Here is a 16,561-nt window from a genome sequence, read left to right as displayed (position 1 = left end):
ATACTAAGTATGCATATTCAGTATGCACTCCACAAGGAGCCCGCCGTACTCCGCACAGGACGCGGCGTACCGGCCGGGATGTGGGTGCCCACATGCGTTGGGGCCCGCACCTTCAGGCGCGGGCCCCAACTATGTAGTGCTTCAGCGTTAGGCGGGAACGATGTTCTCCGCCTGCGGCCCCTTCTGGCCTTGCGTGACGTCGAAGGTCACCTTCTGGCCTTCCTGGAGCTCGCGAAAGCCCTGGGCGGCGATGTTCGAGTAGTGGGCGAAGACGTCAGCGCCGCCGCCGTCCTGCTCGATGAAGCCGAAACCCTTTTCCGCGTTGAACCACTTCACGGTGCCAGTAGCCATATTGCATCTCCTTCGGGGCCGTGCCCGGAAGACTCGCACTGTGCAAGCCTCACGTCGCCGCGATGATTTCCCCGTCCGGAAAAAGCACCGGCAACAAAAAAGTGCCACCACCAGCGCAGAATGCTGGTGAGGGCACCTGAAGTCGTTGGAAACCACAACCGCAACTGAAATCGACAGTATCACGGCGCGTCACGGCGTCCGTAGCTCCGGTGCAGAATAGCGCCGACCCCGGCTTGGTGGTTAAGGGTGGTGTCGGGGGACGGTGAGGGTGAACCCCGATGCCTCGGGCGGGTCGGCGCTTTCACCATCGAGCCATGAGAATCGCAAGGTTCGCGACCGTGGTGGCGCCGCTGTGCGTGGTCGCCTATGGCCTGATCAGACTCATCGGCCGGCTCGACGGGGAGTACGGCCCCGGCCTGGACTGGCAAGCCTCCCACCTGGCCAACCTCATCGGCCTGGGGCTGCTGGTCTTCGTCATTCTGGGCATGCGACGGCTCCTGTCCCCGGGTTGGGGCAGGGAGGCCGCCGTCGCCGTCACGCTCGTCGGTCTGGTGGCGGCGGTCGTCCAGTTTGTGGCCGACATCGTGCAGGGGCTGCTCGCGGCGGACAGACCGGAAATGAGCGAACTCAGCCGTGAGTTCCGTTCCATCCCGGGCGCCGACCTCGCCTTCTACCAGGTGGGTCCGCAGTTGCTGTACGTCGGGCTGTTCGTGCTCTTCGCGATGCTCGCCTACTCCCGCACAGTGCCCTGGTGGAGCGTGGGCGTGATCCTGGCGAGCAGCCTCCTGCCGGTCGTGAGCCTGGATCTGCTTCCGATCAGCGGAATCGGATATCTGGTGGCGTTCGTCCAGCTCCGGCCGCTGCTCGAAGAGCGGCAGGCGCAACCATCCATCGCCTGAACGCTTCGACCGGCTGATAACTCAGGCCGGATCCCCGTTGTTCTGGACGGGGTCCTCAAACGCTGCGCAGGACCGACACCACGATGCCCAGCACCACGGCGCCGTCGCCGTCGATGACGTCGTAGGCGGGGTTGCGCGGTTCGAGAACGACATGCCCGCCGCGTCGGCGGTACACCTTGACGGTCGCCTCGCCGTCGATCATCGCGGCGACGATCTGACCCGAGTGCGCCTCGGGCTGTTGCCGGATCACGACGATGTCGCCGTCGCAGATCGCTGCGTCGATCATCGAATCGCCCCGCACCCGCAGGCCGAACACGGTGCCCCGGCCGGTGAGGTCGCGGGGCAGGGTCAGCGCGTCGTCCGCGTACTCCTCGGCCAGGATGGGAGTGCCTGCGGCGATGTCGCCTACCACGGGCACGCTTACCAGGTCGGCGGCAGGTTGCGGCGCGGAGGCGCGCAGGAACAGCCGGACGTCGATTGGCCTGGTCATCGCCGTGCCCCGGCGGAGGAAGCCCTGCTCTTCCAGGATTTTGAGGTGTTTCGACACCGACGAGGGCGAGCGCAGCCCGACCGCGTGGCCGATCTCACGGGTGCTCGGCGGGTATCCGTACCTGACCACCCAGTCCCGGATCGTGGCCAGGATCCGCTGCTGGCGCTGCGACAAGACCGAGGGGTCCAGGTATTCGAACATGTCAGCATCGTCGTAGGCGGTCACCTGCGACATGCTAGAGCCCAGCACCTGCCGCAGAGCGCAGCCGGGCCGTGATCGGGAACATGTGTCGGTGCCCTGAATGCGGGATCGCTGCGATGTGGCAGACGCTTCGACGCAAATTCAAGCGCGCCCAAATCCCCGCTTCATCCAGCTGATGAAAGTTTCAGAAACCGAGATCAGGACCACCTGTCCCGTACATGCTTCTGACGACCTGCGCTATCAGGCTGATAGAGCCTCAGTAAATCCGCTGAGTTCCAGTTAACATCGAGCTAACAACGATTTAATGCCTGATGTTAACTCCCCGGTCCGGCGGTCCGAATTTTGCGTACGAAAAGCGACATTGAAAGTCCGGCCACGGCGGCACACACTCGGCGATAAGAAGGCTCACCCCCAGATTTTGGAGGCACAATGGACCGAGCCGTAACCGGAATTCACGGGCGTAGAAAATCGATACTCCGGCGCCTCACGTCCGCCGCCGTCGCGGTGCTCGCCGTGGCATTCCTCTGCGTGCCGCCCGCCTCCGCCCTCGCGCTGCCGACGCCGAAGGATCTGACCGCCTTCCTGGACCTCGAATGCTTCAAGACCAACCCGTACCAGCCGCCCGCCACCACGCTCACGCTGCGGCACATCAACCCCGTGCTCGGCAACCTGCCGATCGAGACCGTCACCCTCGGCCAGCGTGAGCAGCTGTGCGTCCCGGTCGCCAAGAACACCCAGATGGCGCCGTCGCCCGCGATCGATTTCATCAGGTACATCGACCTGGCCTGCTACAAGATCTCCGGCACCACGGTGACCACGGGGCTCGTGCTCAGCCATCTCAACCCGCTGTTCCAGACCCTGCCGCGCACGCAGATCTCCATGAACACCCCACAGCAACTGTGCGTGCCGGTCATCAAGAACAACGTGGTCCCGCCCGCTGAGGTGCTGTCGCTCATCCGCCACATCGACCTCAAGTGCTATGCCATCACCCCCAACAACCCGCTGAACCAGCAGTTGTCGTTGCGCCAGCTCAACCCCGTCCTGACCCCGATAATCCCCACGCACGGCGCGCAGGTCCTCTACGCCCGCCAGCTGTGCGTCCCGGTGCAGAAGGCCGGGGACAACATCCCGGCCGAGGTGTTCAACATCGTCCGGTGGATCGACTTGGAGAAGTTCGACCTCGTCACCCCGGCCCTGCCCACGGTTTCGCTGACCCTGCGGCACATCAATCCCGTGCTCGCCGGGCTCCCGGTCGAGCAGGCCACCCTCACCGGCGCCAGCCAATTGGCCCTGCCGGTCGCCAAGAACGGCAATTTCCCGCCGGGCTGATTTCCTGACCCAGAGTCCCTCCACCCGTGCCGGTGGAGGGATTCTGTCATTGCCCAGCGTTTGTACGAGAAGGAGCTAATCGACTTTCGCGGCACGGGAAGAGTAATTCTCTATAAGGCGCAGAAATTCGCAAATCCAAGATTCCCAGGACATCCCGGCGTTGCGGCGTGGAAGTTCCTGGTCCGCGGCGCATGCCCAGGGTGACTCAATTTCCCGCGCCGGCAAGCGTCACCAGGCCTGAAGACGACCTTGACGCTTGGGGGTCCGGATCCTACTCTCGTTCTGGCCGTGGGAGCGTTCCCACGACACGGGCGCGCAGGCGTTCTCGAAGGCTCTGGTACGGGCGACCCCCCGTCCGATGGAGGTTATGGATGCCCCGGAACCCCGCCTCACCTTTACAGCGGGGCATGTGGATCAACGAGTTGGCCGGATCAGGCACCGCCTACCAGATGCCGCTGGCGATCACTTTCGAGGGACCGCTCGACGTTCCCACGCTGCTCGCGGCATGCGCGGCCGTACTGGACCGGCACGAGCTCCTCGGTGCCGCGTTCCAGGAGGACGACGGCGAGCTGCTGATCGTCCGAGCGGACATTCCGCCGACCGTGGCGCACGGTACGGAGCAGCCGCTGGATTTCGACGTCCGCTGGGGACCGCTCGCCCGGTTCACCCTGACGGAGACCGGGCCGGACCGGCACCGCCTGCTGTTCGTCGCCCACCACCTGGTCTTCGACGGCATGTCGAAGGACATCCTGGTCCGGGACCTCGCCGCCCTGTATTCCGGACGTCCGTTGGCGCCCGCCGCGCCGCCGTACGGCGAGGTGATCCAGGCCGAACGCGAGCGGGTCGAGGAGGCGCTTCCTGCGGCCGAAACCTTCTGGAAGGCGCGATGGCGCGACCAGTTCGAGGTCTTCACGCCGGGCGGCGAGACCACCGCGTCCCGGCGTCCCGGTCCTGGCGCGAGCGTGGCGGCGCTGTCCGGTCTCCCCGACCTGGGCGACCTGGGCGTGACCACATTCGAACTCCTCCTGACCGCGCTGCACGCGCTGCTGCACCAGTACGGCGCCCGCGAGCCGATCATCTCGGTGGACCTGTCCACCCGCGGGCCGGACACCGCGGAAACGGTGGGCCTGCTGGTCAACGAGCTGCCCGTGGTGGCCAGGCCCGTGCCGGGCGGCACCTTCCGCGAGCTCGCCCACCAGGTGCGCGACGAGTTGCGCGCCGTCTACGCCTTCGGTGAGGTGCCGCTGGCGCGGGCGCTCGGCGGTCTGTCGCCGCGCGGCTCGCTCACGCCGGTCTCGGTGAGTTACCGGCGGCGCGGACCCGACCCCGACTTCGCCGGCCTGACGGTCGACGTGGACTGGGCGATGTTCAACGGCGGCGCCCGCGGCGCGCTGCACCTGCAGGCCGTCGAAGGGCCTGGCACGCTCGACGCCTGGCTCCGGTACGACCCGCGGGTGCTCTCCGGCGAGGACGCGGCGCTGGTCGCGGCCGACCTGCGGGCGGTGCTCGGCCAGTCGCCGGACACTCCCGTGTCGGAGCTCGTCCTGCCGTCTTCGGGGGCCCGTACCAGCCAGGCGCAGCCGGCCGGGCCCGCCGCCGTCGCCGCGGCCGCGCCCCCGGAGATCGTCGAAGCCGTGACCCGGATCTGGTGCGACGTGCTCCGCCTCAAGCATGTCGGCCCGCACGAGGATCTGTTCGACCTGGGCGGGCACTCGATGTCGATCATCAACATCATCGCCAGGATCGACAAGCAGTACGGCGTGGAGCTGCCCATAGACGTGTTCTTCGACAACCCGACCGTGGAGGGTGTGGCCGAGGCGGTCGCCCAAGCATCGATCCATTCGGGGGCCTGACCCGCATGCACGCCGCGTTCGACACCGGCCAGGACGAGTGGACCGGCCCGCTCGCCTGGGGGCAGCGCTCCATCTGGGAGGCGATCCGACAGGTCGGCCCGTCCGGGGATCGGTACTTCAACTTCAGCAGGGTGGTGCCGGTTCCACGCGGGGCGCCCGCCGCGGACGTGGCCACGGTGGTGGCCGCGCTGGGCGTCGTGGTGGCCCGGCACGACTCGTTGCGCACCCGGGTACGGCAAGGTGTCGGCGCGGAGCCGTACCAGGTGGTGGCGGGTGGCGGGGCGATACCGGTCGAGATCGTCGAGTCGGCCGCCGAGGAGGAACGGCTGGTGGGGGTGCGGTTCGAGTTCAGCTCGGACTGGCCGCTCCGGGTGGCCCTGGTGGTGTCGGACGGCCGGGTGCGCGAGGTAGTGCTGGTCTTCTGCCACGTCGCCGCGGACGGGTACGCGGCTGACCTGGTCGCCAGGGATCTGCGCCTGACCCTGCTGCGCGGGGCGCCGCCCGGCGAGGCGGAGCAGTTGCGCGAGCTGGTCGCCGCGCAGTCGGGGCAGGATGTGTCCCGCAGCGAACGGGCGATGGAGTTCTGGGCGGCGCAGTCCCTCGGCGGGCCGCTGCTGGACCGGCGGCACGAACCCGCCGACGGCCCGCGCTACCAGCGGGCGGCGATCTTCTCGCCTGCCATGGACCGGGCCTCCCGCGTGCTGGCGCAGCGTTACGGCGTCAACGGGTCCACCATCCTGCTGGTGGCCGCCTGCGTGCTGGTGGGCCGGGCGGCCGGGCGGCCGAGGTCGGCGATGACGCCGCTGGTCAACAACCGTTTTCTGGCCAGGCACAGTGAGGTGGTCACCTCGCTCGCCCAGCTGGGGCTGCTCGTGGTCGACTCCGGGCAGGCCGACTTCAATCAGGTGATGGCGGGGGCCAGGGCCGCCGCGTTGCGGGCATACCGGCATGCCTATTACGACCAGGCGGCGCTCAACGTCCGGCTCGCCGGAGCCGATCCGCTGTGCTGCTTCAACGATCAGCGGGCGGCGGAGACCACTGGGGTGCCGCTCCCGGGCGGGGCTGAGCCGGGCGAGACCGTGGTGAAGGCGGAGAGCGGGCTTGACGAGCTCAACTGCCGGTTCTGCGTGCATGTGACCGGGAACCCGGGACAGCTCAAGGTGATGGCCACCGCCGATACGCACTATCTCCGGGCCGGGGATCTGGAGACTCTGCTTCGCGAGATGGAATCGCTCGTTGTGGCGGGCGCGGCAGCCGGATAGGCGTACGTTCAAAAGGAGATCTGCCGATGTCTGCCGAGGTGAACCGGCTTCCGCTCTCCGCCGACCAGGAACGCCTCTGGTTTCTGCAGCAGGTCGATCCGGCCGATCCCACCTACCATCTCTCCCACACCGCCCGGCTCATCGGCCCGCTCGACGAGGCGGCGCTGGCCCGCGCTTTTCAGGAGATCGTCGCGCGTCACGAAGCGCTGCGCGCCAGGTTCCCGGCTGTGGACGGCAGCCCCTTCCAGGTCATCGATCCGCCTGGCGGCTTCGAGTTGGAGACGCTCACCTGCGAAGGCCCGGTGGACGCGCTGGTGGCCGAGCTGGCCGCCCGGCCGTTCGATCTGGCCGGGGATCGGCTGATCCGGGTCACTCTGATCGGGACAGGATCGGAGGAGCACGTCCTGTCGGTGGTCATGCACCATATCGTCGCGGACGGGCGTTCGATCGGCATTCTGCTGGGCGAGCTGTCCGCCCTGTACTCCGCGTTCTGCAAGGGTGAGCCAGGAACGTTGCCGCCGTTGCGGGCGCGGTGGGCGGATTTCGTCCGCGCGGAAACCGCTGACGCGGAGTCGCTGGCGTACTGGAAGGATCAGCTGGCCGACGCGCCGCCGCTGAATTTGAGTACCGACCATCGGCGGCCGGTCGTCGCGAGCCCCGACAGCGCTCTCGTCCGGCACAAGTTGCGCGGGCCGCTCGTGACGCGTTTCTCGGCCGTCGCCGCCGCGGCGCGGTGCACGCCGTTCATGGCGCTCATGGCCGCCTACCAGGCGCTGCTTGCCGCCAACAGCGGTCAGTACGACTTCTGCGTCGGCTTCCCGACGGCCGGAAGGGACGGTCAGGAGGACGATCAGCTGATCGGCTACTTCGCCAGCGTCGCGGTTCTCCGATCGGATTTGTCCGGCGATCCGACGTTCCTGGAGTTGATGCATCGGACTCGGTCACGCCTGATGACCGCGCTCCGGCATCGGAAGCTTCCCCTCGAAAGCCTGCTCACCGCGCTGGACATCGAACGCGATCTCAGCCGTCCGCCCTTGTTTCAGACGACGTTCGGGATGACCTACGACGCGAGCGATCAGGCCATCCGGCTGGCCGGGCTGCAAACCGACTGGCTCGAAACCGGCTTCACCCACTCGCCGTATGAGTTGAAGCTCGACATCTTCGAGCACGGCAGCGAGTGGCTGATGATGCTCGTCTACAACCGCGACCTGTTCGACGCGGAGACGATCGAGCGCTTCGCTCGCGACTTCGAATCCCTGCTGTCCCGGATCGCCGATGATCCGCAGGTACGGCTGTCGCAACTGACGGCCCCGTCCGGCGCCGAACGCGATCGGTTGGTCCACGACTGGAATCGGGTGGCACCACCTGCGCGAACCCTGTTCCCCGACCTCTTCCAAGAGCAGGTCGGGCTCCGACCGGAGGCGATCGCGGTGAGCTGCGGGCCGACCCGGCTCACCTACGCTGAACTCGACCGCCGCGCCGATGAGCTGGCCGCCCAGCTGGATGTACGGCCCGGGGACCGCGTGGCGGTGTGCCTGCCCCGCTCGGTGGAGTCCCTGGTGGCGCTGCTGGCCGTGCAGCGGACCGGTGCCGCGTACGTGCCGCTCGATCCCGACTACCCGGCCGCGCGGCTGGCATTCGTCCTGGCCGACTGCGGCGCTTCTGTGGTGCTCGCGAGCCGCGAGACCGCCGCCATCCTGCCCGCCCATACGGTGCGAACCGTGCTAGTGGACGAGCCGGGGCTCGCGCGGGACTTCCGCCGGATGCGCGTGCGCGGCGAGGACACCGCGTACGTGCTCTACACGTCCGGTTCGACCGGCCGCCCCAAAGGGGTCGCGGTGCCGCATGCCGCGCTCGGGAACCTGCTCGCCGCGATGGCGGACCTGGTCGGTGCGACATCCCAGGACGTCTGGCTGGCGCTGACCTCCCTGTCGTTCGACATCTCCGCCCTCGAGCTCTACCTGCCCCTGGCCACCGGCGGCCGAGTGGAGATCGCCGACGCCGACACCGCGGCCGACGGGTTCCGGCAGGTCCAGCTGATCCAGCAGGCCGGGATCACCCACGTCCAAGCCACCCCGTCCGGCTGGCGCGTGCTGCTGGAATGCGGGCTCCGCGACCCTGCACTGACCGCCCTGGTCGGCGGAGAAGCCCTCAGCGGCGAACTGGCGAGCCGACTGCGGGCCACCGTCGACCGACTGTTCAACGTCTACGGCCCCACCGAGACCACGATCTGGTCGACCGCCTGGCCCGTCCCCGCCAGCCCGGAAGAGATACGCATCGGTGCCCCGATCAGGGGAACCCAGGTTTACGTGGTCGGTAACCACCTCGAACTGGTCCGCCAGGGCGTACCCGGCGAACTGCTCATCGGCGGCGCGGGAGTCGCGCACGGCTACCTGGGACGGCCCAGCCTGACAGCCGAACGGTTCGTTCCCGATCCGTATGGCCCGCCCGGTGGCCGTCTGTATCGCACCGGAGACCGGGTGCGGTGGGATGCGGACCGCAGCCTGGAATTCCTCGGTCGCGGTGACAACCAGGTCAAGCTGCGTGGCCACCGGATCGAGCTGGGCGAAGTGGAAGCGGCCTGCGAGGCCTTGCCCGGCGTGGTGGCGGCGGTCGTCGCCGTACACGAGGAGAATCTGGTCGCCTATCTCGTGGGAGACGCGGACTCGGACTGGGTGCGTGCGGACCTGGCCGAACGTCTGCCCTCCTACCTGGTGCCCGCCTGGTTCATCCGGCTCGAAGCGCTGCCGCTGACGCCCAACGGCAAACTCGACCGGCGGGCCCTTCCGGCCCCGCAGGCCCCCGAGACGAAGTTCGTAGCCCCCAGCGGGGACGCCGAGGAACTGGTCGCCGACATCTGGCGCGAGCTGCTCGACCTGGAACGGGTGAGTGCCGCCGACGACTTCTTCCGCCTCGGCGGGCACTCCCTGCTCGCCGTCCGGGTCGCCGCCCGGCTGCGAGCGATCGCAGGCGTGGAACTGCCGATCATGACGATGTTCACCCACCGGACGGTGGCCGAACTCGCCGCCGAGTTGGAGGAGCGGCTGTTGTCGGAACTGTCGGAGCTGTCCGAAGAGGAGGCCGAACGCCTCCTCGACCGCCTCTGAAAAATCCGGAAATTCGATGAAAGATTCATCGCCCAGACGCTGACGGAGCCCCCTGCGCGGCCGTCTCCTGCTCCGCCAAGTAGTCGGCGCACTGCGGCAGGCCGCGCTCCCGGATCACGTCGTTGAGCGTGAAGAAGTCGAGATTCCCGACGGCGTCCCCCACCGAGAGCAGGAGTTCGATGATCGGCGTCTTGTACTTCTCCGCCATGTACTTGTAGTTCTCCGTCACCTGCACGATGTTGTCGTCGAAGTCCTTCTCGTGCGGGCAGTGCACGGCCGCGGCCTGGCGGTTCAGCACGAAGCGGGCGCCGTCCCGGTGCAGGCGGTAGCCGAGGTCGAGGTCCTCCCCGCCCCAGCGCCGGAACTCCTCGTCGAACATCCCGACCGCGCGCAGCTGCTCGGTGCGCGCCGACACGTTGCAGGTCCAGAAGTTCAGCCAGGGCGCGGGCAGGTCCGCGATGTTGTCCCCGTACTTGCCGTAGAAGGTCTCGCGCACGTCCAGCCACAACTTCCTGGCCTTCAGCTTCGCGATGGTGATGTCGGGATCGTCGTAGTCGATGACCTGGTCCATCAGCTTGGCGAAGTCGTTGTTCACGTGGAAGCAGTAGACGTAACCGCAGACGGCGAGCGGGACGTCGGCGGCCTCGTGGCTGTCGAGATGCGCCCGCAGCAGGTCGGAGTGCGCGAGCACCCCGCAGTCCAGCATGACGCACACCTCGCCGTCGGCATGGGAAATGCCCAGGTTGCGGGCCTTCGCGACCTGAAAGCCGTCCCGCTCCTGGAAGAAGTAGCGCAGGTTGAGACGCCCCCGGAACGATTCCACCAGCTCGGCGGTGGAGTCGTCGGAACCGTCATCGGCGACCAGCACCTCGAACTGCTCTTTCGGCAGGCTCTGCCAGACGAGCGAGTTGAGCGTGTGCCGAAGCAATTCCACTCGGTTGTACGTCGGAATCACGACACTGCACTTCAACGAGCCGTTCCCTTCCACTGTCCCCGTTTTCCCCTAGCCGGAATTCAGCGTTTCCAGGTGCCGACGGTCTCGGCTGAGGTGATCGCGGCAGCCTTGATCTGCTCATGCACCGCTTTTGCGCTGCCATTCGGCTCGATCGGGCTCTTCAGGGCGTACACGATGAAATGGTAGTGATGTTCGCCGCTGGACGGGCAAGGGCCCGAATAGGCGGCCGCGCTGTTGGTCCCCGGCAGCACCTGACCAGGGGCCTGACCCTCGCTCGCGCCCGTCGCGGTGACAGGAATGCCGGTCACGATCCAGTGAATGTACGTCCCGCCGCGAGCGTCAGAATCGTTCACCACAATCGCCAGCTCGCTAGCGGATTCGGGCACTCCGCTCCAGGTCAGCGGGGGTGAGACGTCCTGACCTTCCATCCGGGCGCACGCGTGCTTCTGAGGGATCGCGGCACCTTCGGCGAACGCCGGGCTGCTCACCTTCAAAGCGCCCGTGGGCGCGCCGCCCTCAGCCGAGCACCCGGGGAGGACATTCGCCAGAAACAGCGCATACCCGACAACGCCAAGCTTGCCGATCTTCATGCGCACAGGATAAGCGCCTGGATATTGAAATGGCGATGCCAGGCGAGAGAGGCGATCTCCTCACCGACAAAGCGACAGGCGCCTGCAGTGCCGTAGTGATCAATAAGTGGAGGAGGAGCCTAAGGGCCTGCGTTCTGGCCCGAAAATTCTCGGCTGATAGCAGGGTCTTGTGCTTACGAGTGGCTTGACAGGCCGCCCGGACGTTCTGGGCCTGTGTCCAGAAGGGTGCCCGGCCTGATCGTGGAATGCCCAAACCTGGCACCTTGACGGTGGAGATCCGGAATCCTACCCTCTTGGCGTGGGAGCGTTCCCACCGGTTGGGCGTCGTGCGGGGCGCATGCCGCGGACGTGGGAGTCGATCCACTGTGCTGCTTCAGCGATCAGCGAGCGTCGGAAGCCGTCGGGGTGCCGATCGACCGAGCCGGAGGGCGGGCTCGATGAGCTGAACCGCTGATTGCATGTGCCCGGGGGTCCGACGTACAGCGTTCCTTGAGAAGGAGACTCTCCCGTGGCGACGATACTGATGTCCACCCAGGGCACCCACGGTGACGTACTGCCCTTTGTCCGGCTTGGCGGGGCGCTGCGGCAGGCGGGACATGAGGTCACCTTGTTCACGCATGCTCCTTTTGGTGACCGCGTCGCTCGTGCGGGGCTTGAATTCGTCGCCGTTGACACCGTGGCCGGGTATGAGCGGCACATGGCGGACACGACGGCTCTCATTGGCGCGCGCGAGCTGTCCTGGAGCCAGCTCTTCCGCCGGCACGGGCTGTTCGAGCAGCTCGCCTGGGAGGTCAGGCAGATGGCAGACCGGCACCGGCCCGGTGACACGGTCCTGGTCGGACGGCACACCTCCACCTTTTCCGTGCGGTTCGCCGCGGAACTGCTCGGCGCTCCCTCGGCGTGGGTCGCGCTTTCCCCGTCGCAGCTGATGCTGGTGGGAATGGCCGTGCATAGTTGCCGGACGCAGCTCGCGCCCGGGATGGACGCGGTCCGCCGCGAGCTCGGTCTGGCCCCTGTCACCGACTGGCGGAGCTGGTTCAAGGAGGTCGATCTCGAACTCGGCCTGTGGCCGGAGTGGTTCGACGAGGCGGGTCCGCGAACGCCCCGTCGTGTAGTACGGACCGGCTTCGTGGTGCCGGACGAGGATCCCGGCGACGGGCTCCCGGCCGGGGCCGAGGCGCTGCTGGCGGGGCGCCCGGTGCTGCTGACCGGTGGCACGAGCAGGATGCAGGACCGCCGCTTCTACGAGGCCGCGGTCGAGGGCTGCGCGGGCAGGCCGGTCATGCTGGTGGCGCGCCACGCCGACCTGCTGCCCGACCCGCTCCCCGACGGCATGACGTGGTTTCCGCGGCTCCCGTTCCGCGATGTCGTGCCCCGGGTGGCGGCACTCGTCCACCACGGCGGGATAGGCACCCTCACCCGCGCGCTGGCCGCGGGTGTCCCGCAGGTCATGCTGGCGGACACGGTCGACCGGCCCGACAACGCGGCGCGGCTGTCGCGTCTCGGCTTGGCCACGTGGCTCCCGAGCAGCAGCTGGAACCGCGACGAGATCTCCGCCGCGGTGGCTGAGGCGGCCGATGACACCGGCTATGGGGAACGTAGCCGGAAGATCATCGGTGCGCTGGATCCGGCGGCCGGGCTCGCCGAGGCGTGCGCCAGAATCGAACTCCTGCTGGAGCCGGCGACTGGTCTGCCGGCGTGAGTCCCTTACCGCTCTCCGCCGATCAGGAACGTCTCTGGTTCCTGCACCACGTGGATCCCGGCGATCCCACTTTCCATCTCTCGCACGCCGCCCGGCTCAGCGGCCCGATCGATGTCTCGGCGCTGACCCGCGCGTTTCAGGAGATCGTCGGGCGCCACGAAGCGTTGCGCGCCCGGTTCCCGACTGTGGACGGCAGTCCCTCGCAGGTCATCGATGCGCCCGGAGATTTCGAGCTGGAGACCCTGACCTGCGAGGGACCGGTGGACGCGCTGGTGGACGAGCTCGTCACCAGGCCGTTCGACCTGGCTCGGGACCGGCTGCTCCGGGTCGCCCTGATCAGGCTGGGTGCCGAGGAGCACGCGCTGGTGCTGGTCGCGCATCACATCGTGTGTGACGGGCGTTCGATCGGCATTCTCCTGAACGAGTTGGCCGTCCTTTACGAAGCCTTCCGCGAGGGTGAGCCCTCGCCGCTGCCTCCGTTGCAGACGCGGTGGGCGGATTTCGTCCGCGCGGAGACCGCCGACGGCGAGTCGCTGGCGTACTGGAAGGATCAGCTGGCCGATGTGCCGCCGCTGCGGCTGCCCACCGACCATCCGCGGCCGGCCGTCGCCGGAACCAGGAGCGCCCTCTACCCGTACACGATCCGGAAGCCCCTCGCGGCGCGTTTCTCGGCGGTCGCCGCCGCGGCGCGGTGCACGCCTTTCATGGCGCTCATGGCCGCCTACCAGGTCCTGCTCGCCGCCAACAGCGGTCAGCACGACTTCTGCGTCGGCTTCCCGACAGCCGGTCGGGACGGCCAGGAGGACGACCAGCTGATCGGCTACTTCGCGAACATCGCGGTGCTAAGAGCGGATATGTCCGGCGACCCGACGTTCCTGGAGTTGATGCACCGGACCCGGGCTCGCCTGATGACCGCCCTCCGGCACCAGAAGTTGCCCCTCGAAAGGCTGCTCACCGCGCTGGACATCGAACGCGATCTCAGCCGCCCGCCCCTATTCCAGACCACCTTCGGGATGACCTACAACGCGAGCGATCAGGCCATCCGGCTGGCCGGGCTGCAAACCGACTGGCTCGAAACCGGCTTCACCCACTCGCCATACGAATTGAAGCTCGACATCTTCGACCACGACGGCGAGTGGCTGATGATGCTCGTCTACAACCGCGACCTGTTCGACGAGCGCACAATCGACCGTTTCGTCCGCGACTACGAATCCTTGCTGTCCCGGATCCCCGACAATCCCCAGGTACGGCTGTCGCAACTGACAGCCCCGTCCGGGCGCGAACGCGACCAGCTGATCGACGAATGGAACCGGACAGCGCCGCCCGCGCGAACCCTGTTCCCCGACCTCTTCCAAGAGCAGGTCGGGCTCCGACCGGACGCGATCGCGGTGAGCTGCGGACCGGTGCGGCTGACCTACGCCGAACTCGACCGCCGCGCAGACGAGTTGGCCGCCCAGCTGGATGTACGGCCCGGGGACCGCGTGGCGGTGTGCTTGCCCCGCTCGGTGGAAGCGCTGGTGACATTGCTGGCCGTGCAACGGACCGGCGCGGCGTACGTGCCGCTCGATCCCGACTACCCGGCCGCACGGCTGGAATTCGTGCTCGCCGACTGTGGCGCGTCGCTGGTGCTGGCCAGCTCAGAAACCGTGACGGCCCTGCCCGGCCACCCGGTCCCGACCGTGCTGATCGACAACCCGCCCGCCGCCCGGCCCGGATTCACTCGCGCCGGGGTCTGCGGGGCGGACGCCGCCTACGTCCTCTATACCTCCGGTTCGACCGGCCGCCCCAAGGGGGTCGCGGTACCGCACGCGGCGCTCGGCAACCTGCTGGCCGCCATGAGGGACTTGATCGGCGCGACATCCCAGGATGTCTGGCTGGCGCTGACCTCTCTGTCGTTCGACATCTCCGCCCTGGAGCTCTACCTGCCCCTGGCCACCGGCGGCCGAGTGGAGATCGCCGACACCGACACAGCGGCCGACGGGTTCCGGCAGGTCCAGCTGATCCAGCAGGCCGGGATCACCCACGTCCAAGCCACCCCGTCCGGCTGGCTCATATTGCTGGAATGCGGGCTCTACGACCCGGCACTGACCGCCCTCGTAGGCGGAGAAGCCCTCAGCGGCGAACTGGCGAGCCGACTGAGGACCGCTACCGACCGACTGTTCAACGTCTACGGCCCGACCGAGACCACGATCTGGTCGACCGCCTGGCCCGCCCCCGCCAACCCGGCCGAGGTGCGCATCGGCGGCCCGATCAGGGGCACCCAGGTATACGTCACCGGCGACCACCTCGAACTGGTCCGCCGAGGCGTACCCGGCGAACTACTCATCGGCGGCGCGGGAGTCGCGCACGGCTACCTGGGACGGCCCAGCCTCACAGCCGAGCGGTTCGTCCCCGATCCGTACGGATCGGCGGGTGGCCGTCTGTACCGGACCGGCGATCGGGTGCGATGGCATGACGACGGCAGCCTGGAGTTCCTTGGCCGCGCCGACAATCAGGTCAAACTACGGGGCCATCGGATCGAACTGGGCGAGATCGAGGCGGCCTGCGAGGCCGTGCCCGGGGTGGCGGCGGCCGTTGTCGCCGTACACGACGAGAACCTCGTCGCCTATCTCGTGGGCGACGCGGACCCGGACGGGGTGCGTGCCGCCCTCGCCGAACGCCTGCCCTCCTACCTGGTGCCCGCCTGGTTCATCCGGCTCGAAGCGCTGCCGCTGACGCCCAACGGCAAACTCGACCGGCGAGCCCTCCCGGCCCCACAGGCCCCCGAAACGAAATTCGTCCCCCCCAGCGGCGACGCCGAGGAACTGGTCGCCGACATCTGGCGCGAACTACTCGACCTGGAGCAGGTCAGCGCCGCCGACGACTTCTTCCGCCTCGGCGGCCACTCCCTGCTCGCCGTCCGGGTCACCGCGAGACTGCGGGCCATCGCCGGCGTGGAACTGCCGATCATGACGATGTTCACCCACCGCACGGTGGCCGAACTCGCCACCGTGGTGGAGGAACGGCTCCTGAAGGAGCTGTCGGAGCTATCCGACGAGGAAGCCGAGCGCCTCCTCGACCACCCCTGAAATCCGGAAATTTCATCCCTGCGACGCTGATGGCGCTTGTCCCGCTGTCCGATCCGGGGCACCGGCTCCGACGTCCCAGGCAGAACCGGTCTTCGGAAGGGAGCGACCCACCATGGGCAAGGTAATCGCGAGCGCGACGGTCTCGTTGGACGGCTTCATCGCCGACGAGTCGGACCAGGTAGGTCCGCTATTCGACTGGTACAACAACGGGAACGTCCCCTTCAACGGTGGCGACCCAGAGCGGGTCTTCCACGTTTCCGCCGCCAGCGCCGCGTACATGGAGAAGACCTGGTCGCGGATCGGAACAGCGGTGATCGGCCGTCGCCTGTTCGACATCACCAACGGCTGGAACGGCCGTCCCGCAGCCGGCGACGCCGTCTTCGTGGTGACCCATCAACCGCCGACGGACTGGCCGTTCCCCGACGCGCCGTTCACGTTCGTCACAGCCGGCCTGGCACGCGCGATCGCCCAGGCCAAGACCGCAGCCGGCGACAAGGACGTGTCGCTGACCGGCGGCGACCTGCTGGGCCAGGCCCTGGCCGCCGGCCTGGTGGACGAACTCCAGGTCAACCTGGTCCCGGTGGTGTTCGGCAAGGGCATACGGTTCTTCGGCGCGTACGACGGTCCACCCGCGCTCCTCGGCAACCCGGAGATCGTCCAAGGCGACCGGGTCACCCATCTGCGATACGACGTCCGTCGATAGCCCGCCCCGGAGAAGTCACCGCGAAGACGGCGAGCAACAGCGGAGGACGCA

General features: G+C 67.9%; 12 protein-coding genes. 8 read left to right on the top strand and 4 right to left on the bottom strand.

Features of this window, described 5'->3' with window-relative positions; translation table 11 throughout:
* Positions 1 to 147: 147 nt before the first annotated feature.
* Entirely contained in the window at positions 148 to 351 is a 204-nt protein-coding gene (locus Aple_RS07975) for a cold-shock protein (RefSeq protein ID WP_155343844.1), read from the bottom strand.
* Positions 352 to 665: 314 nt separating this feature from the next.
* Between Aple_RS07975 and Aple_RS07970 the strand changes: the two genes are divergently transcribed.
* Entirely contained in the window at positions 666 to 1,250 is a 585-nt protein-coding gene (locus Aple_RS07970; protein WP_155343843.1) for a hypothetical protein, read from the top strand.
* Positions 1,251 to 1,305: 55 nt separating this feature from the next.
* Here the strand turns inward: Aple_RS07970 and lexA are convergent, their stop codons facing one another.
* The gene (gene lexA, locus Aple_RS07965; RefSeq protein WP_218038177.1) at positions 1,306 to 1,974 is read right to left on the bottom strand and encodes a transcriptional repressor LexA; all 669 of its coding nucleotides are present in this window, start codon (positions 1,972 to 1,974) and stop codon (positions 1,306 to 1,308) included.
* A 396-nt stretch (positions 1,975 to 2,370) separates the two neighbouring features.
* Between lexA and Aple_RS07960 the strand changes: the two genes are divergently transcribed.
* From Aple_RS07960 to Aple_RS07945, 4 genes are all read left to right on the top strand, one after another.
* Positions 2,371 to 3,270, top strand: coding sequence for a hypothetical protein (locus Aple_RS07960; protein WP_155343841.1), 900 nt, complete (start codon positions 2,371 to 2,373; stop codon positions 3,268 to 3,270).
* A 371-nt stretch (positions 3,271 to 3,641) separates the two neighbouring features.
* The gene (locus Aple_RS07955) at positions 3,642 to 5,123 is read left to right on the top strand and encodes a condensation domain-containing protein (protein ID WP_170321338.1); all 1,482 of its coding nucleotides are present in this window, start codon (positions 3,642 to 3,644) and stop codon (positions 5,121 to 5,123) included.
* Positions 5,124 to 5,128: 5 nt separating this feature from the next.
* Complete coding sequence (locus Aple_RS07950; RefSeq protein WP_155343839.1) at positions 5,129 to 6,385, top strand: condensation domain-containing protein; 1,257 nt, start codon at positions 5,129 to 5,131, stop codon at positions 6,383 to 6,385.
* 26 nt (positions 6,386 to 6,411) lie between these two features.
* Positions 6,412 to 9,492, top strand: coding sequence for a non-ribosomal peptide synthetase (locus Aple_RS07945; protein ID WP_155343838.1), 3,081 nt, complete (start codon positions 6,412 to 6,414; stop codon positions 9,490 to 9,492).
* Positions 9,493 to 9,517: 25 nt separating this feature from the next.
* Here Aple_RS07945 and Aple_RS07940 read toward each other — a convergent pair whose 3' ends face one another.
* Both Aple_RS07940 and Aple_RS07935 read right to left on the bottom strand, forming a co-directional pair.
* The gene (locus tag Aple_RS07940; protein WP_281361534.1) at positions 9,518 to 10,447 is read right to left on the bottom strand and encodes a glycosyltransferase; all 930 of its coding nucleotides are present in this window, start codon (positions 10,445 to 10,447) and stop codon (positions 9,518 to 9,520) included.
* A 59-nt stretch (positions 10,448 to 10,506) separates the two neighbouring features.
* On the bottom strand, positions 10,507 to 11,037 hold the full coding sequence (locus Aple_RS07935) for a YbhB/YbcL family Raf kinase inhibitor-like protein (RefSeq protein ID WP_155343836.1): 531 nt from the start codon (positions 11,035 to 11,037) through the stop codon (positions 10,507 to 10,509).
* A gap of 508 nt (positions 11,038 to 11,545) precedes the next feature.
* Here Aple_RS07935 and Aple_RS07930 point away from each other — a divergent pair.
* The 3 genes from Aple_RS07930 to Aple_RS07920 all read left to right on the top strand — a co-directional run bounded on the left by Aple_RS07930 (position 11,546) and on the right by Aple_RS07920 (position 16,510).
* Entirely contained in the window at positions 11,546 to 12,739 is a 1,194-nt protein-coding gene (locus Aple_RS07930; protein WP_155343835.1) for a glycosyltransferase, read from the top strand.
* Positions 12,736 to 15,807 (top strand): non-ribosomal peptide synthetase, encoded by a 3,072-nt coding sequence (locus Aple_RS07925; protein WP_170321337.1) that lies wholly within the window; start codon positions 12,736 to 12,738, stop codon positions 15,805 to 15,807. The genes Aple_RS07930 and Aple_RS07925 overlap by 4 nt, the downstream gene beginning before the upstream one ends.
* 112 nt (positions 15,808 to 15,919) lie before the next feature.
* A complete protein-coding gene (locus Aple_RS07920; protein WP_155343833.1) occupies positions 15,920 to 16,510 on the top strand; it encodes a dihydrofolate reductase family protein in 591 nt (196 codons plus the stop codon).
* Positions 16,511 to 16,561 lie beyond the last annotated feature (51 nt).

The sequence above is a fragment of the Acrocarpospora pleiomorpha genome, from assembly GCF_009687885.1.
Lineage (GTDB): Bacteria > Actinomycetota > Actinomycetes > Streptosporangiales > Streptosporangiaceae > Acrocarpospora > Acrocarpospora pleiomorpha.
The sequence above is the reverse complement of the archived record's forward strand: the minus strand, read 5'-3'. Positions and strand labels throughout refer to the sequence as shown.